The following is a 26,397-nucleotide window of genomic DNA, read 5'->3' as shown; positions in this document are numbered from 1 at the left end:
CCTTTATTTTGCAATAATAGTTATTTTAACATATTTAAATAACAGCATATTAAAGAGAATGGCGAAAGTGCTACGCACTATCCCTGGCTTGTCTAAGCATTTTTTGAAAACAAGATTGAAACTCGCTACGTAAAACTTCGCTCAAACAGTCAATTTTATTTCCAAAAAATCACGACGTTTTTTATAAAATTTTTAATCTCTTAGTTTTGGATTTAATGCATCATTCAAAGCATCTCCAACTATATTAAATGCCAATGTAATTAATGAAATTACAACTGATGGAATGATGAATAAATATGGATATGAAGTCATATTTACGAAACCATCAAATACCAAGTTTCCAAGTGAAGCCTGTGGAATCGGCACTCCAAGTCCAATGAAACTTAAAAATGCTTCAGTAAAGATAATGTTTGGTATATCTGTTGTAAGTCTTATTATTATTACACTTAATGTATTTGGAATTAAGTGTTTTAGAGTTATCCATAAAAAGTTTCCACCAAGTGATTTTGAAGCTAATACAAACTCATTTTCCTTTATTTTTAGAACTTCTCCACGCACTAACAGTGAATAATTTAACCATCTTGTAAGAGACATTGCGATAATTATTGTTTTTACACTGTTTCCCATTACAACCATTAATAAAATTATATAAATCATTGATGGAATAATTAGTAAGATTTCTACAATTCTAGTCATTATTGTATCGATAATCCCACCAAAATATGCTGATACAGCTCCATAAATTGTTCCGAAAACAACACAGATTGCGGCTGTTATCAATGATAATTCCATTGAAATTCTTATCCCTTGTGAAAGTCTTGCAAACAAGTCACGTCCAAGGTTATCAGTTCCCAAATAATGCCCTTTTCCAAGCCCTTTTGCTGGACTTAAAAATTTAGCTGATAAATCTTGATCTCTATAGGAAAATTTTGTCAAACTTTGCCCAAAGATTGCTAAAAATATAAAAATAAGCGTTATTCCCAAAAACGTCAAAGCTAATTTATTTTTCTTGAATCTTCTCCATCCATCCTGCCAGAATGTTAAACTTGGTTTGTAGATTACTTCACTTTGAGTAGTGTCAGGACCTACAATTTTGAAATCTTCGGGTGTCGGGATATAATCATTTTCAGCTATATTTTTTTTTGTATTTTCTGCCACTATACCTCATCTCCTTTTCCAAGTTTAATTTTTGGATCAACTAGAACATATACAATGTCAACAAGTATCATCATAATAATAAGAAATACTGCATAGAACACAGTAACTCCAAGTACCATTGTATAATCCCTGTCATTGATACTGTCAACAAAATATTTTCCTAAGCCAGGAATTGAAAACATTTTTTCAATTACAAATGAACCTGTCAAAACTGCCGCAATTGTTGGACCCATTATTGTAATAATTGGTAAAATTGCATTTCTTAAGGCATGCCTGAATACGATGTTTTTTGGCTTAACCCCTTTGGCAACAGCCAGCCTTATATAATCCTGACCCATTACTTCTATCATTTTATCTCTTAATAAACGTGCAATCAATGCTACTGTGTAAAGTCCAAGTGCAATAACTGGCAATATTTTTTTATCAAAAGTATCCCATCCAGAAAGATTTATCCAAAAAAAGTCAGGTAAAAAACCATTTCTGATTAAAGTTCCATTATGGATATCGACGACATATTTTTGCATAAGCCCTGCCAATACAAAGCTCGGTACAGATATTCCAATTATTGCAACAATCATCGCTAATCTGTCCTGATACTTCCCTCTCTTAAGAGCGGCAATAATTCCAAGCGGAATTCCTAAAGCCAATGCAAAGATAATAGATCTGGCTCCTAAATCTGCTGAGGTCAAGAAACTTTTCTTAATAACGTCATTAACAGTTCTTCCACGAACTTTCATGGATGCTCCCAAATCTCCTTTTGCTATGTTTTTTAGATATTCAACGTATTGTTCTCCCAACGGACGGTCCAAATGGTATTTTGCCATTAGATTTTCCTTTACTTTAGGCGGAATCGCTTTTTCGCTTTGAAACGGATCACCAGGCAACATATGTATAAGAAAAAATGTAATAGTAATAACTAGCCACAACGTTACAAGCCCCATTGCGATTCTTTTAATTAAAAACTTTAAAATATTTTTCATACTCGCTTCCTTTCGCAAAAATTTTTATATACCTATATTATATCTTATAGTCAGTCATATTTGCAAGCAATTTTGTTTATAATGTGATTTTTTTTACTATTAATTTCTTTTATGCTTAAATAATAGTTCCCTAAATCTAATATATTTAACAGTTTTCACAAAAAAATAGCCCAAATAAAAATTTAGACTATTTTATAATGTTATTACAGCAACAGCATCTGACTTGATAATTATAATTATTCTATTCAAATTTTAAAACGGCTTAATATCAAAAATTAAATACAAAATTTCCTTTATTGTTTTAAACTTAATTTTTATATGTATTGCAACGATTTAACCATCCTGGCAGCCATTTTTTCTCATTTTTTGCAGGATCGGAATTTTTTACCCGTCTTTCAAGCACAAATTTCGCAGAATTGCTAAATTCTTCAAGAGCCGCTTTTCCGCTGCCAGTACCTTTCATATTTTCCAGAACTTGAAGAAGTCCCCAGCCAGCCCCATTATAAGTTTCAGTTTGGGAAATTCCTTCACCTTTGAAGTTCACATAATCAATTAATGGATATAGTCCGTTTGGAGATTGTGCAACACGGTAAAATTGTTTTTTTACATTTTCTGGATTATTAGCCACTTCCAGCATTTTTTCCAAAGAATTTTCAAGCCGCTCAAAAATAAACGAAACTTGGATATCCTTTGTATTATAAAGAAAATCAGTCAGCTCTGCAACATCCTTATTTCCAGAATTCTTTAGCCTGAAAAGATCATCTCTGCTCTGCCACGGCGAATACTTATTTTCTTCCATAATTCTAGGCAGTTTCACATTGCGAGCCTTGTAATACTCCACAAGCGGCGGAAAACTCTCTTCAAATCTCCCTTTCTGCCCTTGTCTATACCAGATGAAATGTCCGATTCCAAGCGATGGAAAATCTTCTCCGCTATTCCAGTACACAAGCTCATCTTTTTTCCCTCCAGCCTCATTTTTAAAAATTTTCTCAGCAACAACATCCAGTTCAGCCTTTGAAATTGTAAGCTTTGCTTTTTTATTCGTATCCACAGCATCAGGCTTTGAAGAAGCTTTTGCCTCATTCTTCCTGGAAAGTCCAAATGAAGAAATCGAAATTGCCACAATACAGGCTGCAATCAATAATTTACATTTTTTCCTTTTCATAAAATCTACTCCTTTTTTATTAAAAATACAAAGTAATTTTTTATATTATAACAATTTTTTAATAGATTTTCACTTTTTTTTATCTTAGATAATAAATAAAAGAAAAAATCTAATTTTGAAGTTATCTGAATACGTGATATAATAATAACATATATTCCAAACATTGGGAGGGAAAATGGCTAAAATAATGGAAGAAGAAAATGCAAGTTATGAAGCAAAGGCTATTCACAAGGAAATTGTGGAAAAAGTAGAAAAATTGATGCCTAAAGAGGAGATTATATACGATTTGGCAGATTTTTTCAAGATATTGGGAGATACGACTAGAATGAGGATACTAAGCGCCTTGTTTCATGAGGAAATGTGCGTTTATGATATTGCAAATCTCTTGAAAATGACGCAGTCTGCTATCTCACATCAGCTTCGGGTATTAAAACAGGGGAGGTTTGTAAAACATAGGAAAGAAGGTAAAGTTGTTTATTACTCGCTTGAAGACGAGCATATAAAGCATATTGTGGAGCAAGGAATGACACATATTTTAGAAAAGAAATAAATTTTATTTGTAAGCCAAATAATTTTCCTATACAAATAATTTTAAATATGTTATAATTACAAAAAATAGACAATTGTAAATATAAAAAATTGTGACAGAATTATTTTTGATAGTCAAATCTCTAAATCAGGGGGGATTCTATCTAAATTTTAGTTCTGAATAATTTGGATAAATTTGACCTTGAACGCAAGAGGGCTATCTTTAAATATTTACGATTGGATAAACTATAAGAAATAAAGGAGAAGGAATAATGGCAGAAATAAAGAATAAAGTAACATTCAAGGGAAATCCTGTAACTCTTGTGGGAACAGAAGTAAAAGCTGGAGAAGCAGCACCAGACTTTACAGTTTTATCACCAGAATTAAAGGAAGTAAAATTAAGTGATTATAAAGGAAAGGTTGTCGTAATAGCAGTATTTCCGTCAGTTGATACTGGAGTATGTGCTTTACAGCTGGCTAGATTTAATCAGGAAGCCGCAAGTTTTGGAGATGATGTTCAGCTGCTTACAATTTCAGCTGATTTACCATTTGCACTAGGAAGATATTGTGCAGACAAAGGAATTAAAAACGCTTTAACGGCTTCAGACCATAAAGAGTTAGATTTTGGAACAAAATATGGATTTGTAATAAAAGAATTAAGATTGTTGTCAAGAGGAACTGTTATTGTAGATAAAGACGGTATTATCAAGTATGTAGAATATGTGAAGGAAGTTGGGGAGCATCCAGATTACGAAAAAGCATTGGAAGTAATAAAAGAATTAACTAAATAAAAAAATAAATGGAGCTAAACCTATTAATAAAGGTTTTCTCCATTTTTTATTGCTTTAATTTTGTAAAAAAATACCCCAATCAATGATTGAGATACTTTTTTCGCCTTTTTTATTATCTTCCAAGTTGCTGCTGCTGTCTTTGCTGTATAATACGTTGCTGCTCAATTGCACTAGGGGTTTTTACAAGCGTTACTGCCACCTCTGCTGGCTGTCCATTTCTGTATACAGTTAATTTTATATTTTGTCCAACTTTTTTAGCGGCGATTTCTCCAACAAATGCACCTGCAGAGTTTACTTCTTTTCCGTCAACAGCTGTAATAACATCATTTTTAGCTATTCCTGCCGCCGCGGCTGGACTATTTGGTACAACATCGACTATGAATACTCCGTTTGAAGATTTCAGATTAAGGGCTTTTACTTTGTCTTGATCTAAATTTGCCAGAGACACGCCAATGTATGGTTTTTCAAATTTACCATTTGCAATAATTGAATCTTTGACTGTCATTGCCAAGTTTGCCGGAATAGCAAATCCGATTCCCATACTTCCTCCACTTTGTGAATAAATTGCAGCGTTTACTCCAATAACTTTTCCTGTTATGTCAATTAATGGACCTCCACTATTTCCCTGATTGATAGCGGCATCCGTTTGAATAAAGTTTTCTATCTCTTCAATTCCAAGTGAGCTACGTCCTGCAGCACTTACAATTCCAACTGTCATCGAGTCGTTCAATCCCAATGGATTTCCAAAGGCAATTGACCACTGTCCGATTTGAACTTGATCTGAATTTGCAAATTCTAACGGTTTAAAAGTCTCATTTGAATCAATTTTCAGTACGGCAATATCAACTTCAGGCGAAGTTCCCACGAGTTTTGTACGATATTCACGTCCATTCGAGAATTTTACATAAATTTCGTCTGCACCGTCAATAACATGATTATTTGTAACAACATATCCATCCTTTGAAACAACGAATCCTGAACCTAGTGACCCCGATTCACGTTTTTCCTGTCCTCCAGAACGTCCAAAAAGCATTTCTTCCAGCGGATTATACGTATTTACTATAACAGTTTTTTTAGTTCTGATATTTACAATTGAATCCTTAACGCTGTTATGCACACTTACAAAAGCATCCTGTGTCTGTACGGCATTTTTAGTGTACTTTTGCAAATCTTCCTGAGAAATTGTCTTTTGCTGCTCAGTATCCGCTGTATTATTTTTATTTTCTACGTTATTTCCAGTCTTGTTGGAACAGCTTAAAATTAGAAATAACATTGAAAATAAAGCAAATTTTTTATTTCCTTTTTTTATAAAATTTATTTTTTTCATATTTATTTACCTCATTTCTAGTTTTACAATAAACCTATTTTTAAAATTTTTTTAGAATTAATCTCAAACTCTTGACTCTTCCAGTTTTTATGAGTTTGCTTCCTACAGGGCTGGATATATTTTAGTGAATAAAAGTTTATTATTCTTATGATTTTTATTTGAATTTCATTTATTAAACCGTATTTTTTGCAAATTCATAAATAACCTGCTATGCTTATTGTCTTTTTCCCCATAATATGTTATCCTATACTCAGTAAAAATTAAATAAAATATATAAAATTAAGGAGAAAAATCAATAATGTTCAATAATTTAGGAGACAGATTTAAGGATATATTCAAAAAAGTCAGCGGACAGGGGAAATTGACGGAAAACAATATGAAGGATGCTTTGAGGGAAGTAAGACTGGCATTGCTTGAAGCAGATGTAAATTACAGCGTGGCTAAGAACTTTGTGGCAAAGATTCGGGAAAAGGCATTGGGAGAGCAGGTTATCAGCGGGGTTAATCCTACACAGCAATTTATCAAGATTGTAAATGACGAGCTAGTGGAAGTGCTTGGAGGCTCAAATGTCTCAATTGCTAAAGCTGATAAAAATCCTACCGTTGTAATGCTTTCCGGACTTCAAGGGGCTGGGAAAACTACGTTTTCTGGAAAATTGGCAAAGCATCTGAAATCGAAAGGGGAAAAGCCATTTCTGATTGGGGCAGATGTTTATAGACCTGCCGCTAAAAAGCAATTGAAGGTGTTAGGAGAGCAGGTAAAAGTTCCTGTATTTACGATTGACGAAAGTACAGATGCACTGGAAATTGTAAAACAGGGAATTGAGGCTTCAAAAACTGAGCATGCAACTTATGTGATTATTGATACGGCAGGAAGATTGCACATTGATGAACAGCTTATGAGTGAACTGCAAGATATAAAGGACAGTTTTAATCCGAATGAAATTTTGCTTGTAGTTGATGGAATGACAGGACAGGATGCGGTTAATGTAGCAAAGGAATTTAATGAGCAGCTTGATATTACCGGGGTTGTGCTTACAAAACTGGACGGAGATACTCGTGGAGGGGCTGCCCTTTCGGTAAAGGAAGTTGCAGGAAAGCCAATTAAATTCATAAGTGAAGGAGAAAAGCTGGATGACATCGCACCATTTCACCCAGACAGGCTTGCTTCTCGTATTCTTGGAATGGGGGATGTCGTTTCACTTGTAGAAAAAGCACAGGAAGCTATTGATGAAAAAGAAGCCAAGAAAATGGAGGAAAAATTTAGAAAGAACCAGTTTGACTTTGAAGATTTCTTAAAGCAGTTTAAAATGATAAGAAAAATGGGATCAATTGCTGGAATTATGAAAATGATACCAGGAGTTGACACTAGCATGATTGACATGGGAATGGCTGAAAAGGAAATGAAAAAGGTTGAAGCAATCATTTTTTCAATGACAGTTCAGGAAAGACGTGATCCAAAACTTCTAAAAAACGGAAGCCGTAAAATGAGAATTGCCAAAGGAAGCGGAGTTCAGGTAAACGATGTAAATAAATTGATAAAACAGTTTGAGCAAATGAAACAGATGATGAAAATGTTCAATAGTGGCGGTATTCCTGGATTTGGCGGTGGCGGATTCATGAGAGGCAGAAGAAGATAGATTTTTACAAATAAAAAAGGAGAAAATTAAAATGAAAAAATTAATTTTGATATTATTTATTATTTTTGGGACACTTTCGTTTTCAGCCTTAGATAAAGTTGTAATCGGAGTTATTAATGACAATTACGAAAATCCAGTAATAAGCGGGACAGTAAACCGTGGAGGACTTGCAAATCTTCTTTCCAAGCTGAAAAAGGACGGAGATTTTGCAAAACAGATGTACAAAAATCTTTCAGGCGCAAATAAAGTCGAATTTATTATAGAAAAACACGATGAACCTGCACTTTTAAGTGTGCTAAAATTATTTGAAAAAAACAAGTACAAAGGGCAATTGGAAGTTACGGAAGTAGCCACGTCAGAAAATAGGAACATCCGTCAAATTACCACAAAAAACGGCTGGACTTACAACATTTATCCTTATACAAATGTAATACCGGGAACCGTAACAATTTCAGGAATTGATACTAACAAGGGAGAATTTATACAGGATTTATTTCAGAAGGCAAAAGCGGCGTTAAAATAAGCTAATTACAATTTAAAGAGAGCAGGATTTTTATGAATGCTCTTTTTTTGTTTGCAATGTTATTTCCTGTTTAAGCAGAAATAAAAAAATTCATGTAATTAAAGCTTTTTTTACAAGGCTGTCAAATTAATTGTTATAAAATTTTATTGCTATTTTTTAAATGGGATTTAGTATAAAAAGGAAATAGTGTGAAATAGAATTTCTTAAAATAATTTTCTATTTTAAATAATTTTACTGTACTTACAGTTATTTAGATACTAATTACACATAAAAAACATTTATTAATAAAATTTAATTTTTAAAATTGAAAAAAATACTTGACTTTTTTACATTATATGATATACTGTAATTGTAAAAGGTAATATAAATATAAAAGGAGCTGATTAGCATGAAAAAATTAATTCTAGTAGGATTTTTAGCATTTGGAGCATTAGGATTTTCAAGATATGTAGAGGAGTGTTATGTTACTGGTAAAACACGTAGATCTGTAACTTGTGAAAGTGCAGAATCAGGAAGAACATTCCAATTTACAAGTGGCAGACTATCTTCTGTTTCAACAGGATATTCTTATAAAATTTATTTTGAAGGTACTGGATACAGAGGATTGCGTTTAACTAGAGCAAAACTTCTTGCAGGTTAATAAAACTAAAAATCTTTACCAACAATAAAATTATTAGAAACTCTAGGTTTATAAAAACTTAGAGTTTTTTTTTTACAAAAAAAAACGTTGTTATATCCAAACACTAGATTTTATTAATTTTTTTCGATTTTGAAAAAATTTGAAAATATATAAAAAGGTATTGGATTATTATAACTTTTCTAGTATAATAAATTTGTATAATTTTAGTATAAAAAAGGAAAATTTAATGAAAAAAGGTATCGGAAAATCACACAGTAAAATAATATTAATTGGAGAACATTCTGTTGTTTACGGCTATCCTGCCATCGCTATTCCACTAAAAAAAATTGGAATTGAATGTATTGTGGAAGAAGCAAAAAGCAGCTATTTCCATAATAAGACTGATACTCTTTCAGTTGCTCTTTTTACTGCGTTAAAATATTTAAAAAAAGAAAATGCAAAAATAAAATATAAAGTTACCTCTCAAATTCCTCCAAAACGTGGAATGGGCTCTTCAGCTGCAGTCAGTATTGCCGCAATCCGGGCAGTATTTGACTATTTTGAGGAAAATCTGGATGATGAATTACTGGAAAAACTAGTTCATGCGGCGGAAATTGTGGCTCATAAAACTCCGAGCGGGCTAGATGCCAAAACATGCCTAAGCGATAAAGCCATAAAATTCATAAAAAATAAGGGATTTTCTTACATTGACTTAAATCTTGGTGCATATCTTGTAATTGCAGATACAGGCATTTACGGAAATACTGGTGAGGCAATTCAGAATGTGAAAAATTTAGGAAGTAAAGCCGATATTTCTTTAAAGAAACTAGGTAAATTGACAGATGAAATAATTAAAATCTTAACTGAAAATATTGAATCCAAAGAAGAAAAAGTTGATAAAATAGGAAAAATTATGACAAAAGCAAATACAGAACTCGGAAACTTGAATATAACCATTGAAAAAACAGACTTATTTGTAAAAACAGCAATCGAAAATGGAGCAAGTGGAGCAAAAATTTCTGGTGGAGGATTAGGAGGGTGTGTAATTGCACTTGCTAAAAATCTGAAAATTGTAGAAAAAATAAAAGATGAATTGTTAAAATGCGGAGCAGAGAATATTTGGGTGGAGAAAATTTAATAAAAAAATAAAGGAGTAAAAATGGTAAAAGTCAAATCTTATGCTAATATTGCGATTATAAAATACTGGGGGAAAAAAGATGCAGCAAAAATGATACCTTCCACAAGCAGCATTTCCCTTACTCTTAACGATATGTTTACAGAAACAGAGCTGGAATTTATAAATGATGAAGATATTAAAATTGCAGTTGAAAAAGATATAAAAAGCGAAAATTGTAAAGATAAATTTGGGGATATGACAGATTTGTTTTATTTGAATGGCGAATTGCAGGATAGTGTGCATACAGAAAAGATTAGCAAAGTTGTGGATTTGTTTAGGGAAAATAGAAGTCAGAAGGTAAAAATTTCTACAACAAATAATATGCCAACGGCGGCGGGACTTTCTTCCAGTTCGAGTGGTTTATCGGCTGTAATAAAGGCTTGTAATGAACTTTTTGGAAAAAACTATACACAATCTGAACTTGCACAAATTTCAAAATTTGGTTCAGGATCTTCTTCGAGAAGCTTTTTTGGACCTGTTGCTGCTTGGGACAAGGATACTGGAGAAATTTATGAGGTAAGGACAGATTTGAAACTGGCGATGATTGTGCTTGTGCTGAATGAAAATAAAAAGGAAATTTCAAGCCGAAATGGAATGGAGCTTTGTGCCAAAACTTCAACATATTTTGATGAGTGGGTAAAACAATCGGAAATTGACTTTGTAAATATGAAAAAATATCTTGCTGAAAACGATTTTGAAAAAGTGGGAATTCTGACAGAAGAGAATGCTCTTAGAATGCACAAGACAACTGAAACTGCAAATCCTCCATTTACATATTTTAATGAAAAAACTTATGAAGCAATGGATTTTGTAAAAAATTTGAGAAATAATGGCAAAAAATGCTATTTTACAATGGATGCAGGGCCTAATGTGAAGGTACTTTGTTTGGAAGAGGATTTAGAAAAATTAGCAGAAATTTTTGAAGAAAAGTATAAGATTATTGTAAGTAAGACTGTGAAATTATAATTGTGAAAATTATAGTAAAACTGCTTTAAAACAAAACTCAAAAGTTATGACTATTTTACTCAAACCCTAAATTTATATAATTTTTAGTAGTTTAATTTTAAGTAGGTTTGAGTATAATTTGAAATTGAAAATAAAAAATTATGATAATTCCTAAAATTGTTTGATTTTATCAGTTTAATATTGAAAGAGTTAAGATATATTTTAGAAAGGGTTTTGAGTAATGGATAAATCAAGAAAATTTGACATAGTTATAGGCATATTATTTGGAATTATGACAATAATTTTAATTTATTTATTTTTTAGTAACAACATATTTTTTATGTGGGCATTTCAGCGGCACCGTAATATACTAAGCTGGTATATTAGACCACTATTTATTATTCCAATAATCTGGAGTGCATACAAAAAGAGGTTTTCAGGAATTTCAATTTCTATTTTTGGTCTGTTTACGAGTATGTTCTGGTTTCCAAAGCCAAATATAACTAATCCTGAAATTGTAAAATTTTTAAATTTTGAAGCAAATTACTTGAAAAGTGGGTGGACAATGGATAAAATTGTCCTGCTTTTTACTGTTATAATTTTTTTTGTTTTTATAATAGTTTCAACTTGGACAAAAAACTGGAAATTACTTTTATTAATTTTAATAGCAACTGCAATTCTTAAAATATTTAACAGCTATCTTTTAACTGGCAAGAGTGCATTATCAATGTTAAAGCCTGCAGTTGCTGGATTAATTGTCTGTGTGATAGCTGTATTTGTCTTAAAAAAGAAAAACTGATGAAAAAGGAGGAGAAATTGTGGGATATATAAAAATACTTGATGAAAAAGTGTCAAATATTATTGCCGCTGGGGAAGTTGTGGAAAATCCAGCTTCGATGATTAAGGAGATGATTGAGAACTCGCTGGATGCGAAGGCTACAATGATAAAAATTGAAGTTTTCAAATCTGGAACTGATGTTAAAGTAAGTGATAATGGAATTGGTATGGATAAGGACGATACGCTTTTGTCGGTGGAGCGGCATGCTACTTCTAAAATTAAGGAAAAGGAAGATGTTTTTAACTTAAATACTTATGGATTTCGTGGAGAGGCTCTGTCATCTATTGCAGCAGTGTCTAAGCTTACGATTACTACACGTTCTGAAAATAGTCCTGTAGGATATAAGATTGGCTGTTATGGCGGAGTTGTGAGAAAATTTGAGGAAGTTTCGAGAAATGTCGGTACAGAAATGGAAGTCAGGGATTTATTTTACAATACGCCTGCCAGACGGAAATTTTTACGAAAAATGTCAACAGAATATGGTAAAATCAGGGATATTGTACTAAAGGAAGCACTTTCAAACAGTAATGTGGCATTTTCGCTCGAACTAGATGGAAAAAGTACGATAAAAACAAGTGGAAAAGGGATTGACAATACAATCCTTGAATTATTTGGAAAGTCAGTTTTGAGAAATTTGAAAAAATTTGAATATGGATATTTAGGTAACGTAGAAATTTTACGAAGTTCAAAGGACTTTATGTTTACTTTTGTAAATAACCGATATGTAAAGTCAGCAACTATTGAACGTGCTGTTATAGATGGCTATTACACTAAATTAATGAAGGGGAAATATCCATTTGCAATTATTTTTTACAATACTGATCCAAAAGAAATAGATGTAAACGTTCACCCATCCAAAAAAATAATAAAATTCTCGAATGATAAAACTGTTTATAATGAAATAAAATCAGCAATTGATGACTTTTTTTACTACAATGACAGAGAAAACTGGCAACCTAATATTGATTTGATAAAGAAAAATATCAATATTAATGAGAATGTCGCTGTGGAAAAGGATGATTTGTTTTCTGATGACGTTTTGAAGGGGGAAAATCAAAAAGTTATAAGCTTGGAAACTTTTGATGGAAAGGTTTTAGAAAATACTAAAAATTCAAATGAGAAAGATAATTTTTCAGCGGATAATTTTAATGAAAATGATAAAAATTCTGAGTTTTTTGATAGTTCTAAAAATATGAGTAATGATAGTTTTTCAAATGGTGAAAACTTTACAAAAAACAAAAATGAAAATGATTTAAGTGTTGATGAAATATGGAATAAGATGAATGATAATTCAAAAATGACTGTGGAAAACAATGTGGAAAACTTTAAGAAAAAAGATGAATATTATACTGAAACATGGGATAAAAGAAGTGATTTTGAGAATTATAAAAATACTACTGAATATAGAAATTTTGATACTATAAATGAAAATACTGAAAATGAATCCCATTATAAAGTCGGAACGTTTGAAAAACATATCGGAAAGCAGTTTCATTATGATATTCTAGGGCAGATTTTTGACACATATATTCTTGTTCGCAGAGATGATGAATTGGAAATTTATGATCAGCATATTATTCACGAAAGAATTTTGTATGAAGAGCTAAAAGACAAGTTCTATAATAAGAAACTAGAGTCACAGCATTTATTATTGCCTCTAAAAATGGAGATTACAGGAATTGAAAAAAATATTATTTTTGAAAATATTGAAATTTTTAGAGATTTTGGATTTGATATTGATGAATTTTCAGAAAATGAAATTGTGATTCGTGCCGTGCCTGCCTTTGATTTTCGGGATAACATTGAAAACGTGTTTTTACAGCTACTCATGGATTTGAAAAATGAAGTTAAAATAAAGGATTTGCGGGAAAATATTATTATTTCGATGTCATGCAAAGGAGCCGTGAAGGCTGGACAAAAACTTGACACATTTGAAATGCAGAATATGGTTCGAAGGATTCACGAAGTTGGGGAATATACGTGTCCGCATGGACGGCCAATTATTGTGAAACTTTCCAGAAACGATTTGGATAAAATGTTTGGCAGAAGAAAATAAGGGTAAAAATTGAGAAAATTTAGTAAAAAATTGAAAAAACTTTTGACAATAAGGAAAAAATATGATAAGAATTAATGTAGTGTGTATTGGAAAAATAAAAGATAAATACATAAAAGAGGGAATAGCTGAGTTTTCAAAAAGGTTGTCAAAATACATAAAACTCGATATTACTGAACTGGCTGAAGAAGATGATAACAAGGGGATTGAAAATGCAATAAATTCAGAAACTGAAAGAATAATAACTGCTATTTCAAAAAAAAATTATTCATATAATATTTTGCTTGACTTAAGTGGAAAAATGCTGTCTTCTGAAGAAATGGCAGATAAAATCGAAAAAATTTCCATAACAAACAGCGAAATTAATTTCATAATAGGCGGATCCAACGGTGTAAATGACAACTTGCGAAAAATTGTAGACTTTAGACTATGTTTTTCACCAATGACATTTCCACATCAGCTTATGCGATTAATTTTGACAGAGCAAATATACAGATGGATTTCAATTAATAATAATATAAAATATCATAAATAATGGAGGAAAAATATGTATTCTGCTGGGGAAGAATTTGAAAGAATTAACAACGAAGGAGATGTAGAAGGTTATACTTGCCTTTCCAATGTTACGGTAGGAGATAAGGAATATTTAGTTTGTGATGATGAAACTGGGGAAAAGAAAGTGTTTTATTATGACAGTATTGAAGAGGAACTGTATGATTTAGATGAAGATGAAGAAGATCAGGTGTTGGAAATATGGAATGATGAATATTACGGCTCTGACAAGGATTATATGTATTGGAATGAAGATTTTGGGGAATATGATAAAGATGAAAATGTGGATGGAGAATATGATGAAAGAAACTTTGACGCATTAGAAGACGAAGATGAAGAAAATGAATTTTTTGGCAATGAAGACGAAGATGATGAGGATTTATCTGAGTTCTTAGATGATTTCTTTGACGATGATGATGAATAAAAAATAAACTAAAGGAATGAAATGAAAATAAAAATTAAAAGTTCAGATAGCTTTGAACAAAATTATGAAAAATTATTTGAACTGGAAAATATGATAAATCTTGAAGAAAAAAAAGAATATCATTATAAAGACGAATATGGAAACTGTAAAATTATTGATAAAGGTGATTTTATAGAGATTTTTCGCTATGGGCAAATCAATTCCAAGCAAATATTTAAAAATAATAAAAATACTTTATTTACCTATATTACAAAGCAATTTCATGGAAAATATGAGATTTTTACAAAAAAATTTGAAAAAGAAAATGGAAAAATAATGCTGGAATATGATATAATACATAGCAATGAAATAATAAACAGTATAAATTTAGAAGTACAATTTATAGATATTTAAGCAGGAGCATCAATCGCCATGCCCTTACATCCCCAATCTACACAAAACTTTCTTATAAAAATATTACTTTAAATTAGAAATATTTTGATTTTTGGGGAATCAAATCTATTATTTAGATTTTATTTTTTAAATCTAAATAGTAGAAAGATAAAGATATAAATACATTTATTTCATAATAAAAAAGCAGAAAGGAAAAATGAATGAGAAATCAAAACCACAATGATAATGGTATTATAAAAGAAAAATTAAAAAAAGTAGAAGAACTAAAAGAAATAGGCATTGAGCCGTATGGACGAAAATATGAAAAATTAAATGATATTGCAGAAATAAATCGATATGATGAAACTTGTGACAAAGTATTTAAAACAGCGGGAAGAATCGTTGCCTTTAGAAGAATGGGAAAAAATGGATTTGGACAAATTCAGGATCCAACTGGGAAAATTCAGTATTATGTAAAAAAAGATGAAGTTGGAGAAGAACAGTACGAAATTTATAAAAAAATGGGACTTGGAGACTTTATTGGTCTAGAAGGGAAACTTTTTAGAACTAATACTGGAGAATTGACTTTAAGAGTAGATTCTTTTGAGGTATTATCTAAAAATGTACGTCCGCTTCCAGAAAAATTTCATGGGTTAACTAACATCGAAACTCGTTACAGACAAAGATATGTAGATCTTGTAATGAACAGAGAAGTTATGGATACTATGAAAAAAAGATTTCAAATTATAAGATTTTTTAGAAGCTATCTTGAAAAACAAGGATTTACAGAAGTGGAAACTCCAATGATGCACCCAGTTGCTGGAGGAGCTACAGCAAGACCATTTGTAACACATCATAATGCACTTGATATGGAGCTGTTCTTGAGAATAGCACCTGAATTATACTTAAAAAGACTGCTTGTAGGTGGATTTGAAAAAGTGTTTGAAATAAACAGAAGTTTTAGAAATGAAGGAATTTCAATAAAACATAATCCAGAATTTACAATGATGGAACTATATCAGGCTTATGCTGATTTTAATGATATGATGGACTTGACAGAAGATTTGATTTCAAGCTTAACATTTGAGCTTCATGGTAAATATGAGATTGAATATGAAGATAAGACTATTAATATGGCAAAGCCTTGGAGACGTGTTACAATGAAGGGAATTGTAAAAGAAACAACTGGATTTGATTTTGACACAGTTAGCAGTGATGAAGATGCTATAAATAAAGCGAAAGAAATGAATATTCCACTAGAAAAGGACAGAACTTATACAAAATATGGAATTTTAAACTTGATATTTGAAGAAAAAGTCGAGGGAACTTTATTAAATCCGACTTTTATTACTGAATATCCAAAAGAAATTTCTCCACTTTCAAAAAATCAGAAAGGTGAAACTGAATGGGTAGACAGATTTGAGTTATTTATTTCAGGAAGAGAATTTGCAAATGCTTATTCAGAATTGAATGATCCTAGAGATCAGAAGGAAAGATTTGAAGAACAAGTGAAATTAAAAGAAGCTGGAGATGATGAAGCGCAAGGAATGGATTTAGACTATATCCGTGCCTTAGAATATGGAATGCCGCCAGCAGGAGGACTTGGAATAGGAATTGACAGATTAGTTATGCTGCAGACAAATTCTGCTTCAATAAGGGACGTTATTTTATTCCCAACTTTAAGAAAAGAAGATATCGAATTATAATTTAACATAACATAGATTGTATAATATCAACAAATTTAAAAAATATAAAAACTCTAGGTTTATGAAAACTTAGAGTCTTTTTTTATACAGCTATACAAAAGGATTAATTACTTTTATACTAAACTCCATTGAAAAAACAGAAATAAAATTCCATAGTAATTAATTTGACAGCCTTGTTAAAAAAATAATCAATTTATTTAAAAAAATAAATTTGAACAATAAGCATATCTTGTGGTATAATAATAGCAAGCTGTATATAAAAAATGGAGAGAAAATGATAAAATTAATTTTACTGGATGTAGATGGAACACTTACTGATGGCGGTATCTACCTTGGGAATAGTGGCGAAGAATTAAAGAAATTCAACGTAAAGGACGGCTATGCCATTGTAAATGCACAAAAATTAGGCATTGAATTTGGAATTATTACAGGCGCAAAATCTGAACTGGTAAGCAAACGTGCCGAAAGGCTTAAAATAAAATACCTGTATCAGGACATTTCAGAAAAAACTGTTATTTTAGATGAAATAATGCAAATCACAGGACTTCAAAAAGAAGAAATTGCCTATATGGGTGACGATTTAAATGATATAAAAATTATGAAAAAAGTAGGATTTTCTGGAACTCCACTAGATGGAGTAAATGAAGCAAAAATAATAGCAGACTTCGTTTCCACAAAAAATGGTGGAGAAGGAGCAGTGCGGGAATTTATTGAAACTATTTTGAAAAAAGATAAATTATTTCAAAAATTTCTAATAAATGTAAAATAATAAAAACTTTAAAAAAATGATTTATCTGAATGCTTAAAGAAGTATTCGAAAAACAAGTTAAAAAACAGATTTTAAGATAAAAATTATTTTTAGGAGGAAATAATGGCAATAAAATATTTGGACGCCAAGAGGCTAAAATTAGTCTTCATTGGTGGTGGAAAGTGGGTTACAAAACACGAAGACTTATTAAATGAATTAAATGTTTACCCAGTACCTGATGGAGATACTGGAAGCAATATGTCTATGACATTAAATTCGATGATAAATGATCTGGAAGAAAAAACAGATGATAAAATAAAAATGCCACAACTTGTAGAAGTAGTTGAAGAAGCTGTATTAATGGGAGCTAGAGGAAATTCTGGCACAATTTTATCGCAAGTAATTACAGGGTTTTTAAAAGGTATTGGAGATAAAGTTAAATTACTTCCAAAAGATGTTGCCGAAGCTCTTTCAAGTGCCAAGGAAACTGCTTACAGCGCTGTAAGCGAACCGATAGAAGGAACAATTTTGACAGTTATCAGAAAGATTTCTGAAAAAGCTGCAGAATGTGCGGATAAATTTGAAGATTTAGTGGAATTTTTAAGAGAAATCGTTAAAGCTGGAGAGCAGGCTGTGGAAGAAACGCCTGAATTACTGCCAAAACTAAAAGAAGCTGGAGTAGTTGACGCTGGTGGAAAAGGGCTGTTTTTCTTTTTTGAAGGATTCTATAAAGTTACAACGGAGTTAAATTTATTAGTTGAATTACAAAAGGCTCAAGTAAAGGAAAATGAATTTGACAAAACAATCGCAAATATTGATCACGATCCTGAAAGCATTCATTTCCAATACTGTACAGAATACATTATTCTAAATGGAGACTTTGACACAGAAGAATATAAAAAACGTGTACTTGAACTGGGTGATTCTGCCGTATTTGCACAAACTTCCAAAAAGTTCAAGACTCATATTCATACCAACCATCCTGGAAAAGCAATGGAAATAGCACTTGAATATGGTCCTCTTGAAAAAATGAAGATAGAAAATATGAGATTGCAGCATGATAATCTGCAAATCTTCAGTGAACGGGATGAAGCTAAAATCTTTGTAAATTCAAAAATTGATAAAACAAAATCTGCGTTTGTAATTCTTGCTGATTCTGAAAACTTGAAAGATGAATTTTTGAAAATCGGTGCCGATGTGGTTATTCTTGGAGGACAGAGTAAAAATCCAAGTGTTCAGGAAATATTAAATGCAATTGATAAAGCTGAAAAAGAAAATGTTTATGTCTTGCCAAACAACAAAAATGTTATTACAACAGCTAAAATGGCCGCTGAAAAATCTCAAAAAACAGTAATGGTTCTGGATACTAAAACAATGCTTGACGGGTATTATTTCTTAAAACACAAGGAAAATGACATTGACGAAGTAAAAGAAGCCGCTGCAAGAAACTATTCTGTGGAAATTACTAAAGCTGTAAGAGATACAAAAGTAGATGAACTGACAATAGCAAAAAATGACTTTATAGGACTTGTAAATGGAAAAATAAAATATGCAAAAAAATCGTTAAAAGATATTACAGATGCTATATTATCTGATTTAGTAACTAAAAATACAATAACAGCCATTATAGTAAGTGGAAATGAAAAAGATGAAAATTCACAAAAAAATATTGAAGAAAAATTATCTGGAATAAAAACTTCAATTATTGATGGAAATCAGGAAAATTACTATTATTACCTGTATATTGAAAATAAAGATCCAAATATGCCTGAAATAGCTATTTTGACAGACTCTGTATCAGATTTGACCTACGACGATATTGAAGGGCTGCCAATAAAAATTGTGCCTTTGAAAATTGATATAAATGGAGAACTTTATAGAGACGGAATAGAAATTACAAAACCTGAATTTTGGCATGAAATGCTTGACAATGACGCAGCAATAAAGACATCTCAGCCATCACCGCAAGACTTTTTAAATGCCTACAATAAACTATTTGAAAAAGGCTATAAAAAGATAATTTCAATTCATCCATCTTCAAAATTAAGTGGAACGATACAAGCCGCAAAAGTTGGACGAAGTTTGACAAACAGGGAAAATGACATTGAATTAATTGATAGCATGGGAGCTTCATTGCTGCAAGGATTCCTTGCCTTAGGAGCCGCTGGAAAATCATTAAGAGGAGAAAGCTTTACAGAGATTATCAACTGGGTAAACAATTTTAGAACAAAAGGAAAACTTCTTATGATTATTCCAGACTTGAAATATCTTGAAAAAGGCGGAAGAATCGGAAAAGCAAGTTCAACAATAGCAGGAGCATTAAATATGAAACCTATTTTAACTGTAAACCAAGGAGAAGTTACAGTTGAGAAAAAAGTTCTAGGTGAACGTAATGCACAAAAATACATCGAAAAATACATTGAACGTGAAAGCAAGAAACAGAGCATCGTTCTTATGACTGGTTGGGGCGGGACTCCGACAGAGCTTGAAAATGTAGTGAGAATTCATTCAGAAGTAGAAAATAATCCGAAAATAAACTCATTAATATTAAACAGAGAAATTGGAGCAGTAATTGGTGCTCACGCAGGACCTGTTTACGGAGTTTTCATATTCCCAAGATTGAGTTAACGTATTAATAAATTAAAATTTTAAAGTAATAAAACAGAAAGAGGTATACCTTTGAAATTTAAATTTTTTGATGAAATAAATTCGACAAATACATATTTAAGAAGGCAACTGCAAGTAGAAGAATTTGAAGTTATAGTTGCAAAAAAGCAAACAGATGGAAAGGGCAAAAGGGATAGTGTATGGATTTCAAACGAAGGAGCCGCACTGTTTTCCTTTGCCGTCAGAGACAACATCGAACTGGATGAAAAAATAACGATTTTTGCAGGCTATATCGTCTACGAAGTATTAAAAAACTATGTAAGTAACCAAGATAAACTAACTTTCAAATGGCCAAACGATATTTATTATGAAAATAAAAAAATGTGTGGAATTTTATGTGAAAAAGTAAGAGATCACATAATTGTAGGAATTGGAATAAATATTAACAATACTGATTTTGGAATGTTTCAGGAAAAAGCCATTTCCCTTGTGGAAATTACTGGAAAAATTCATCCAGTACAGCAAATTATAGAAGAAGTCGTGTCAAATTTTGAGAATCAATTTCACAGTTTAAACAAAAATTGGGAAAATATTTTACAAATTGTAAATGAAAATAGCTACTTAAAAGATAAAAAAATATTAATAAAACGAAATGGCAAATTTTTGGAAAAAGAATACAGATTCTTACGCGTAGATAGAAGAGGTCAAATTTCATTGATTGGTAAAGGCGATAGTGATGAAGTGAAATTTACTTCTTTAGAGTTTAAAGTTGTATAAAATTTATAAAAACGACAAAAGGAATATCTCTTCCCGAATTATAGAAGAATATTCCTTTTTTATCATTATTTTTTTATTATCCCCATTTCTTCAAGATACCTGTCAATCCCGTTTTTCCAATCTGGAATCTTTTTTCCCAGCAGCTTTTCAACCTTTTCAGAAGATAATTTTGAAAAATAAGGTCTTTTAGCCGGAAGATTGAAATCTTTTGTTTTTGCAGTTTCAAGAATCCCCTTCCAACCTATTTTTTCAAGCACATATTTTGCCTGTTCATACTTGCTGGCAATCCCACTATTTGTAATATGATACAATCCGTATTTTTCCGTCTGTATAAGCTTCCATGAAAATTCCGCCAAATCCTTTGAATAAGTAGGTGCTGAAATCTGATCATCAACAATACTTAATTTATCACGAGTCTTGCTCCAGTTGATGACCTGTGTGTTAAAATTCTCTCCGTTTATTCCAAAAAGCCACGAAGTCCTTATTGCAAAAGACTTGTGCCAAGCAGCTAAAACAGCTTTTTCCCCTTCATGCTTTGAAATCGCATATCTAGAAAGTGGATTCGGAACATCTTCTTCAATATAAGGAGCAGCCTTTTTTCCATCAAATACAAAATCTGTAGAATAAGTTACAAAAACTGCGTTCATCTGTTTAGAAAATTCTGCTAATTTCTGGGGAGCTCTTTGATTTAATAAAAAAGCGTTATTATTTATTTCTGCCTTGTCCACATCATTATATGCAGCACAATTTATTACGTGTGTAAAATCATTATTTTTTTCAAAAAAATTTTCCAACTCATTATCATTACTTACATTTAATTCTTTATGGTCAGTTGCAACGTAATTTATATTTAAATTGTCAAACAGTTTTTGGAAATCATGACCTAATTGACCATCTGAGCCTGTTAAAAGTATTTTTAATTTATTATTTTGAGAATGCTTATTCAAGTTGCCCTCCCTTCTTGTAATAAATTCCTCTAAATATATAAAATCTATTTAAAGACAAAACCAAAAGTCACAATTTTCTTTTTCCAGATTTGTCAATTTAATATTAAAGGGATTTAACTATATTATACAAAAATGACCGGAATAAGTCCAGCCTTTATTCATCCTTTTATTAAAAAAGAAAGCTGTTTTTTTAATGGCATATCTATTTTAGATTTCTTTAAGTCTAGAAATCTCTTAAATCTATTCTTTTTGACATCTGTTATTTCAAAATATTCTTCAATTAGTCTTTTTTTATCATCTGTCAACAATTCTTCATTCTTAAGAAATATTGCCTTTATCATGGTATAATCCCTATTATCAAAATATCTTTTTGAAAGAAGTTTTTTTAGCGAGTTTTTAGCTCCGATCTGGTTATTATCATGCTGTCTGTAATAAATTAGAGGTTGATTAATAAACACTCTCTCAAAAAATAATTCTGATATAAGATGAATATATCTGTCATGCAAATACGCCTCTTTAGGAAAAGGCAGAATAAAATTTTTTATTTCTTTTGAAATTAAAATTGTGGCTCCTTGTACAAAATAATTGAAGAATGTATTTTCTAATCCTTTTTTTTCTGCTTTTTTAGAAATAAAAGTCCGGATTGAAGCATCTGATTTATTTTTATTAAACAAAACAGCGTCAGAATGAAGCAGAAATCCTTTGGTTTTAATTTTTTCTGCTGTTTTTAAGTATGCATCCAGCTTGTTTTCAATCCAGATATCATCCTGATCGGAAAACATTATAAATTCAGATTCCGAATTTTTTAACAGTTCTTCAAAATTCTTCACTATTCCAAGATTTCCCTTATTATCCTTTAAAAGTTTTATTCTATTGTCCTTTTTCTGATAATCTTGTATAATTTCCAATGTTCTGTCTGTAGAATTATCATCACGTATCAGTAAATTCCAATTATGATATGTCTGGTTAATGATTGAATCAAGCTGTTCGGCTAAATATTTCTCGCCATTGTAGGTTGCCATAAGAATATCAATTTTTTTATTTTCCATCATCCAGTTCACCCATTTTACTCTTCATGAAATCAGCAATCCCCTTAAACATATATTTCAATTTTCTCAACTTATCTTTTTCATAAAAAATAACTTTAAAAAAATCATTCAAAATATAATAAATATATCTTGATCTGTATTTTTTATATTTTTTTAACATGTAAAATTTATTTCTCATAATATAATATTTTCTTATATGATTATGGTTTAAAACAGAAATTTTTCTTGTAAAAAAGTTTTTTTTCTCAAGGTTTCCCAGTTCATGAAACATTCTTATTTTATTTAGCTGGATAACCTTATAGCCATTTTCTATTATTCTAAAACATATTTCACTGTCAACCTCATCAATAAAAAGATTTTCATCAAACCTTCCAATTTCTTCCCATATTTTTAAATTTAATAAATTCCCTGAGGTCATCACATGATCAACCTCAGCAGATTCCTTAACATCACTAAATTTATCTATATCGTTTTTTAAAATATGCCTAGGAGAAATAATGCCAACATTATTTTTTGTCATTTTCTCAAAAGCTCTAAAATAGGCATTTATACTATCAGAATCAAACGAACTGTCCTGATCCATTGTCAGTATCCATTCAAAATCCTCACTAGCCGCCTTTTCACAAGCCAAATTCAAAGCTTTTGCAATTCCTAAATTTCCATTGTTGCAAACATACTCCGTTTTTAAACTGTTTAAGCTATCAGCTAGCTTTTTGTTATTTTCTTTAGAATTATCAATTATGTATAATTTTTCCACATAATCAATATATGTTCTTATATTTTTAATATTTTCGTTGTCTGGATTATACCAGATTACAGTTGCAGGTATTCTTTTATTATCCATATTTTCTCTTTTCTTATCGTATAATACTTCTTTATTTAATTAAGATTCTATGCTTAAATTATTATATTAAAAGCGAAATTTATTTATAAACTTTTATAAATGTATAATAATTTTTATTTTTTTTTAAAAACAAACATCTTAGAAAAAACATAATTTAACACAATTACTATAATATTAGATAAGATTTTAATTCCTATGCTAAAGATTTTCTGTTGAGAGAGAGTAATATGTTTTGCTACAAAAGAATCTACCCCAACTACAACAAATATCTGATCAATAATTGCAGTCACTCCTCTTGCTAATATAAATTGCATAAATTCTTTTATAGCTTCTTTTCCATTATTTTTACTTTCAAAAACCCATATTCTATTAGTGAAATATTGGAATAGGATACAAATAATAGTATCTAATAGATTCCCTAATCCTGTTGACATTTTCCAGACATTTATAAATAAATAAAACAACACTATATTTAAAAACGTCGCTAATACTCCGAAAACAAGATATAAAACAGTTTCTTTATTTGCTAATTTTTTTATTAGATTCATATTTTACCAACTTATTTTTTATTTACAGATCTATAAATATAATCTTTTGTATTTAGTGAATTTTGTAAAATATGATGTAGATATCTTATTATAATACTTAAAATAAAGAATATCCCAAAGAATCCTAAACTCAATATTATGAATAATGAAGCCCAGCCTTCCACTGTTTCTTTTACAATTTTTGTAATTATACTGTAAATAACTCCTAATCCAAATAATACAAAAAATCCAAAAGCTAATCTTTGAGTAAATAACATAATTGCATCGGTGTAATAAATTAATGTATCGAACATTAACATTAAATTCTCTGAAAAGCTTCTTTTATTTTTATAATCTAGATTTACTTCAATTGAAAAACTTTTTAATCCTGAAAGAACATATGCAACATTTCTATTTATAATTTTTTTCCCAATTTCTGCCACTTTATTTTGTCCTCTTCTTGACGATAAAGTCATAACAGATGAATTAATATCTTCATTAAATGAATTTTTAAAATATTTATTTAAAATATTATAAAATATTTTTGAAGATCTTCTTGATTTTTTTGGTGTTAAAAATACAAAGTCATATCCTTCTTGACTTTTTCTATACATTTCAATTATTTTATTGTAGTCCATATCAAAAGAAATATCTTCTATTTCAATAATATAATCTCCTATTGCTATTGCAGTTCCTGCATTTAAAGCCTGTTGTGTTCTATGTTTTATAGGTAACTTAATTTCTGTATGTTTAAAATCCAAAAATTTTAATGACTCTAAAGAATCTACTTTAGTTGTATTATCTACTATTACAATTTCACTGCTCTTAAAATTATTATCTAAAACTTTTTTTATTTCCTTTATCTTTTTTTCCGCTTGGCTATCATCATCATTTATGACTAAAACAACTGACACATAATTTTGTTCCAAATTTTTTATCATTTTTTCCTCCATACTATTATAATATTTCATCCAAATCATACATTGTATTTATTTTTCCAGAAAATACTGTATAAAAATCTGGACTTTGAGAATATTGTTTTATAATCGTTGGTCTTGAATCATCAATTTCAGAAGCAACTAAAATAGGTTTTATAGTATACAATGATTTGACATATTTTATCTCAATATCCTCATTCAAATACTTTTTAGCAATTTGAGCCATTTCTTCAAATGCAGTTTCAGGAAAAATTCCACAGTGAATACAACCTTTTGAATGTTCAGGATGTTTTTGCTTTTCTACATCTCCACAACAGTCATATGGTGGTAAATTTTCATAATTTGTAAAATGTGGTGTTTTTGAAACAGTTGTTATAGAATGATAACCTGTTAAACCAAATGGCATCAATGAAAAAAAAGGACCATCCATAACAGTCAATCCAATATTTTTTATATTATCAGAAACTTCACACAATATTACTTCACAAAATTCATATTTTATCGGCAAGTATTCGAATCCCAGTAGATTATGAATTATGTTAATTCCCGCATAAGTCGCATTTAAAACAAACGGTGTTGAATATGTCTTACCATTTGAAGTTTTAAATACATATTCTTTCCCTTCTTTCTTTATTTCCACTATCTTCATTTCAAATCCAAAATCACATCCTAATTTTACTAATTCTTCATATAATATTTTTCCAATTATCTTAGCATCAAATGAATATTCCTGTGTCAGAAATGCTCTATCAATAGTATTTTCATTAAAAAATTTCCCTTTAGAAATTTCATCACATCTTACATTTAAATTATCACAAAATTTTTGAAATTGTTCTCCGTTAGCCCAACTATAATCAGAGGCTACTGCATAAATTTTTTCAAATTTATCATTGATTCCCTTTTTAAAATCATTATAGAATCTATTGAAATATTTTGCAGATTTTGATGCCGTAGAAAAAGATCTTGGATAATGATAACCATTGTGAAGTCTTGCTTGGTTTATATAAGATCCCCTATTAAACGGTTCTTTTTCTACTTCTAGTATTAATACTTTTTCATTAGGATTTTTTTCTAAACTTCGTTTGGCAGCATACATTCCATATATTCCTGCTCCTATTATTATTTTGTCATATTTTTTCATATCTAATTTTTCAAATATAAAA

The 26,397-nt window shown here is 30.4% G+C and carries 26 protein-coding genes; 16 read left to right on the top strand and 10 right to left on the bottom strand.

All coding sequences use genetic code 11. The features are described 5' to 3' along the window. Nucleotides 1–192: 192 nt before the first annotated feature. From FVE77_RS00480 to FVE77_RS00470, 3 genes are all read right to left on the bottom strand, one after another. Nucleotides 193–1,158, bottom strand: coding sequence for an ABC transporter permease (locus FVE77_RS00480; RefSeq protein ID WP_051254454.1), 966 nt, complete (start codon nucleotides 1,156–1,158; stop codon nucleotides 193–195). Further along, nucleotides 1,158–2,138, bottom strand: coding sequence for an ABC transporter permease (locus FVE77_RS00475; protein ID WP_026745445.1), 981 nt, complete (start codon nucleotides 2,136–2,138; stop codon nucleotides 1,158–1,160). Before FVE77_RS00475 ends, FVE77_RS00480 begins: the two co-directional genes overlap by 1 nt. A gap of 307 nt (nucleotides 2,139–2,445) precedes the next feature. Continuing rightward, the gene (locus tag FVE77_RS00470; protein WP_026745446.1) at nucleotides 2,446–3,303 is read right to left on the bottom strand and encodes a hypothetical protein; all 858 of its coding nucleotides are present in this window, start codon (nucleotides 3,301–3,303) and stop codon (nucleotides 2,446–2,448) included. A 175-nt stretch (nucleotides 3,304–3,478) separates the two neighbouring features. On the opposite strand from FVE77_RS00470, the gene FVE77_RS00465 reads away from it, so the two are divergent. Further along, on the top strand, nucleotides 3,479–3,853 hold the full coding sequence (locus FVE77_RS00465; protein WP_172966406.1) for an ArsR/SmtB family transcription factor: 375 nt from the start codon (nucleotides 3,479–3,481) through the stop codon (nucleotides 3,851–3,853). 250 nt (nucleotides 3,854–4,103) lie between these two features. Then, nucleotides 4,104–4,622 (top strand): thiol peroxidase, encoded by a 519-nt coding sequence (gene tpx, locus FVE77_RS00460; RefSeq protein WP_026745448.1) that lies wholly within the window; start codon nucleotides 4,104–4,106, stop codon nucleotides 4,620–4,622. Nucleotides 4,623–4,734: 112 nt separating this feature from the next. Here the strand turns inward: tpx and FVE77_RS00455 are convergent, their stop codons facing one another. Continuing rightward, complete coding sequence (locus FVE77_RS00455) at nucleotides 4,735–5,949, bottom strand: S1C family serine protease (RefSeq protein WP_026745449.1); 1,215 nt, start codon at nucleotides 5,947–5,949, stop codon at nucleotides 4,735–4,737. A 298-nt stretch (nucleotides 5,950–6,247) separates the two neighbouring features. Here FVE77_RS00455 and ffh point away from each other — a divergent pair, with 298 nt between their 5' ends. The 14 genes from ffh to FVE77_RS00385 all read left to right on the top strand — a co-directional run bounded on the left by ffh (nucleotide 6,248) and on the right by FVE77_RS00385 (nucleotide 20,929). After that, nucleotides 6,248–7,588 (top strand): signal recognition particle protein, encoded by a 1,341-nt coding sequence (gene ffh, locus FVE77_RS00450; protein ID WP_026745450.1) that lies wholly within the window; start codon nucleotides 6,248–6,250, stop codon nucleotides 7,586–7,588. 31 nt (nucleotides 7,589–7,619) lie between these two features. Next, the gene (locus FVE77_RS00445) at nucleotides 7,620–8,111 is read left to right on the top strand and encodes a hypothetical protein (RefSeq protein ID WP_026745451.1); all 492 of its coding nucleotides are present in this window, start codon (nucleotides 7,620–7,622) and stop codon (nucleotides 8,109–8,111) included. Nucleotides 8,112–8,499: 388 nt separating this feature from the next. Then, complete coding sequence (locus FVE77_RS00440; protein ID WP_026745452.1) at nucleotides 8,500–8,751, top strand: hypothetical protein; 252 nt, start codon at nucleotides 8,500–8,502, stop codon at nucleotides 8,749–8,751. Nucleotides 8,752–8,977: 226 nt separating this feature from the next. Next, nucleotides 8,978–9,868: a mevalonate kinase gene (gene mvk / locus FVE77_RS00435; RefSeq protein WP_026745453.1), complete on the top strand. Its 891-nt coding sequence runs from the start codon at nucleotides 8,978–8,980 to the stop codon at nucleotides 9,866–9,868. 21 nt (nucleotides 9,869–9,889) lie between these two features. Further along, on the top strand, nucleotides 9,890–10,873 hold the full coding sequence (mvaD, locus tag FVE77_RS00430) for a diphosphomevalonate decarboxylase (protein ID WP_026745454.1): 984 nt from the start codon (nucleotides 9,890–9,892) through the stop codon (nucleotides 10,871–10,873). A gap of 220 nt (nucleotides 10,874–11,093) precedes the next feature. Continuing rightward, nucleotides 11,094–11,651: a hypothetical protein gene (locus FVE77_RS00425; RefSeq protein WP_026745455.1), complete on the top strand. Its 558-nt coding sequence runs from the start codon at nucleotides 11,094–11,096 to the stop codon at nucleotides 11,649–11,651. 19 nt (nucleotides 11,652–11,670) lie between these two features. Further along, nucleotides 11,671–13,746 (top strand): DNA mismatch repair endonuclease MutL, encoded by a 2,076-nt coding sequence (gene mutL / locus FVE77_RS00420; protein WP_026745456.1) that lies wholly within the window; start codon nucleotides 11,671–11,673, stop codon nucleotides 13,744–13,746. A gap of 61 nt (nucleotides 13,747–13,807) precedes the next feature. Then, a complete protein-coding gene (locus tag FVE77_RS00415; RefSeq protein WP_036087581.1) occupies nucleotides 13,808–14,278 on the top strand; it encodes a 23S rRNA (pseudouridine(1915)-N(3))-methyltransferase RlmH in 471 nt (156 codons plus the stop codon). A gap of 12 nt (nucleotides 14,279–14,290) precedes the next feature. Then, entirely contained in the window at nucleotides 14,291–14,719 is a 429-nt protein-coding gene (locus FVE77_RS00410) for a hypothetical protein (protein ID WP_021768053.1), read from the top strand. A gap of 21 nt (nucleotides 14,720–14,740) precedes the next feature. Further along, nucleotides 14,741–15,112 (top strand): DUF1934 family protein, encoded by a 372-nt coding sequence (locus FVE77_RS00405; RefSeq protein ID WP_026745458.1) that lies wholly within the window; start codon nucleotides 14,741–14,743, stop codon nucleotides 15,110–15,112. 200 nt (nucleotides 15,113–15,312) lie between these two features. Beyond that, nucleotides 15,313–16,797 carry a lysine--tRNA ligase gene (gene lysS, locus FVE77_RS00400; RefSeq protein ID WP_026745459.1) on the top strand — a complete coding sequence of 495 codons (1,485 nt, stop codon included), beginning with the start codon at nucleotides 15,313–15,315 and terminating at the stop codon, nucleotides 16,795–16,797. A gap of 274 nt (nucleotides 16,798–17,071) precedes the next feature. Further along, on the top strand, nucleotides 17,072–17,566 hold the full coding sequence (locus FVE77_RS00395) for a KdsC family phosphatase (protein ID WP_026745460.1): 495 nt from the start codon (nucleotides 17,072–17,074) through the stop codon (nucleotides 17,564–17,566). Nucleotides 17,567–17,668: 102 nt separating this feature from the next. Then, nucleotides 17,669–20,173, top strand: a complete 2,505-nt coding sequence (locus tag FVE77_RS00390; RefSeq protein WP_026745461.1) for a DegV family protein — start codon at nucleotides 17,669–17,671, stop codon at nucleotides 20,171–20,173. A gap of 51 nt (nucleotides 20,174–20,224) precedes the next feature. Next, entirely contained in the window at nucleotides 20,225–20,929 is a 705-nt protein-coding gene (locus FVE77_RS00385; RefSeq protein WP_026745462.1) for a biotin--[acetyl-CoA-carboxylase] ligase, read from the top strand. A gap of 65 nt (nucleotides 20,930–20,994) precedes the next feature. Here FVE77_RS00385 and rfbD read toward each other — a convergent pair whose 3' ends face one another. From rfbD to FVE77_RS00355, 6 genes are all read right to left on the bottom strand, one after another. Further along, nucleotides 20,995–21,876, bottom strand: a complete 882-nt coding sequence (gene rfbD / locus FVE77_RS00380) for a dTDP-4-dehydrorhamnose reductase (RefSeq protein WP_006805482.1) — start codon at nucleotides 21,874–21,876, stop codon at nucleotides 20,995–20,997. Nucleotides 21,877–22,034: 158 nt separating this feature from the next. Further along, nucleotides 22,035–22,925: a glycosyltransferase family 2 protein gene (locus tag FVE77_RS00375; protein ID WP_162141757.1), complete on the bottom strand. Its 891-nt coding sequence runs from the start codon at nucleotides 22,923–22,925 to the stop codon at nucleotides 22,035–22,037. Next, nucleotides 22,915–23,769, bottom strand: coding sequence for a glycosyltransferase (locus FVE77_RS00370; protein ID WP_026745463.1), 855 nt, complete (start codon nucleotides 23,767–23,769; stop codon nucleotides 22,915–22,917). The genes FVE77_RS00375 and FVE77_RS00370 overlap by 11 nt, the downstream gene beginning before the upstream one ends. Nucleotides 23,770–23,882: 113 nt before the next feature. Further along, nucleotides 23,883–24,317 carry a GtrA family protein gene (locus FVE77_RS00365; protein WP_026745464.1) on the bottom strand — a complete coding sequence of 145 codons (435 nt, stop codon included), beginning with the start codon at nucleotides 24,315–24,317 and terminating at the stop codon, nucleotides 23,883–23,885. A gap of 11 nt (nucleotides 24,318–24,328) precedes the next feature. After that, nucleotides 24,329–25,237, bottom strand: coding sequence for a glycosyltransferase family protein (locus tag FVE77_RS00360; protein ID WP_026745465.1), 909 nt, complete (start codon nucleotides 25,235–25,237; stop codon nucleotides 24,329–24,331). Nucleotides 25,238–25,253: 16 nt separating this feature from the next. Beyond that, on the bottom strand, nucleotides 25,254–26,375 hold the full coding sequence (locus FVE77_RS00355; RefSeq protein ID WP_026745466.1) for an FAD-dependent oxidoreductase: 1,122 nt from the start codon (nucleotides 26,373–26,375) through the stop codon (nucleotides 25,254–25,256). Nucleotides 26,376–26,397 lie beyond the last annotated feature (22 nt).

The sequence above is a fragment of the Leptotrichia hofstadii genome (assembly GCF_007990525.1).
GTDB lineage: Bacteria > Fusobacteriota > Fusobacteriia > Fusobacteriales > Leptotrichiaceae > Leptotrichia > Leptotrichia hofstadii.
Note: the sequence above shows the minus strand (reverse complement) of the source record. Positions and strands in the feature narration are given on the sequence as shown.

Excerpts from the sequence above, each read along its gene's own strand:
- FVE77_RS00475 (WP_026745445.1), bottom strand. The coding sequence starts at position 2,138 with ATGAAAAATATTTTAAAGTTTTTAATTAAAAGAATCGCAATGGGGCTT.
- FVE77_RS00470 (WP_026745446.1), bottom strand. The coding sequence starts at position 3,303 with ATGAAAAGGAAAAAATGTAAATTATTGATTGCAGCCTGTATTGTGGCA.
- FVE77_RS00465 (WP_172966406.1), top strand. The coding sequence starts at position 3,479 with ATGGCTAAAATAATGGAAGAAGAAAATGCAAGTTATGAAGCAAAGGCT.
- tpx (WP_026745448.1), top strand. The coding sequence starts at position 4,104 with ATGGCAGAAATAAAGAATAAAGTAACATTCAAGGGAAATCCTGTAACT.
- FVE77_RS00455 (WP_026745449.1), bottom strand. The coding sequence starts at position 5,949 with ATGAAAAAAATAAATTTTATAAAAAAAGGAAATAAAAAATTTGCTTTA.
- ffh (WP_026745450.1), top strand. The coding sequence starts at position 6,248 with ATGTTCAATAATTTAGGAGACAGATTTAAGGATATATTCAAAAAAGTC.
- FVE77_RS00445 (WP_026745451.1), top strand. The coding sequence starts at position 7,620 with ATGAAAAAATTAATTTTGATATTATTTATTATTTTTGGGACACTTTCG.
- FVE77_RS00440 (WP_026745452.1), top strand. The coding sequence starts at position 8,500 with ATGAAAAAATTAATTCTAGTAGGATTTTTAGCATTTGGAGCATTAGGA.
- mvk (WP_026745453.1), top strand. The coding sequence starts at position 8,978 with ATGAAAAAAGGTATCGGAAAATCACACAGTAAAATAATATTAATTGGA.
- mvaD (WP_026745454.1), top strand. The coding sequence starts at position 9,890 with ATGGTAAAAGTCAAATCTTATGCTAATATTGCGATTATAAAATACTGG.
- FVE77_RS00425 (WP_026745455.1), top strand. The coding sequence starts at position 11,094 with ATGGATAAATCAAGAAAATTTGACATAGTTATAGGCATATTATTTGGA.
- FVE77_RS00415 (WP_036087581.1), top strand. The coding sequence starts at position 13,808 with ATGATAAGAATTAATGTAGTGTGTATTGGAAAAATAAAAGATAAATAC.
- FVE77_RS00410 (WP_021768053.1), top strand. The coding sequence starts at position 14,291 with ATGTATTCTGCTGGGGAAGAATTTGAAAGAATTAACAACGAAGGAGAT.
- FVE77_RS00405 (WP_026745458.1), top strand. The coding sequence starts at position 14,741 with ATGAAAATAAAAATTAAAAGTTCAGATAGCTTTGAACAAAATTATGAA.
- lysS (WP_026745459.1), top strand. The coding sequence starts at position 15,313 with ATGAGAAATCAAAACCACAATGATAATGGTATTATAAAAGAAAAATTA.
- FVE77_RS00395 (WP_026745460.1), top strand. The coding sequence starts at position 17,072 with ATGATAAAATTAATTTTACTGGATGTAGATGGAACACTTACTGATGGC.
- FVE77_RS00390 (WP_026745461.1), top strand. The coding sequence starts at position 17,669 with ATGGCAATAAAATATTTGGACGCCAAGAGGCTAAAATTAGTCTTCATT.
- FVE77_RS00375 (WP_162141757.1), bottom strand. The coding sequence starts at position 22,925 with ATGGAAAATAAAAAAATTGATATTCTTATGGCAACCTACAATGGCGAG.
- FVE77_RS00370 (WP_026745463.1), bottom strand. The coding sequence starts at position 23,769 with ATGGATAATAAAAGAATACCTGCAACTGTAATCTGGTATAATCCAGAC.
- FVE77_RS00365 (WP_026745464.1), bottom strand. The coding sequence starts at position 24,317 with ATGAATCTAATAAAAAAATTAGCAAATAAAGAAACTGTTTTATATCTT.
- FVE77_RS00360 (WP_026745465.1), bottom strand. The coding sequence starts at position 25,237 with ATGATAAAAAATTTGGAACAAAATTATGTGTCAGTTGTTTTAGTCATA.
- FVE77_RS00355 (WP_026745466.1), bottom strand. The coding sequence starts at position 26,375 with ATGAAAAAATATGACAAAATAATAATAGGAGCAGGAATATATGGAATG.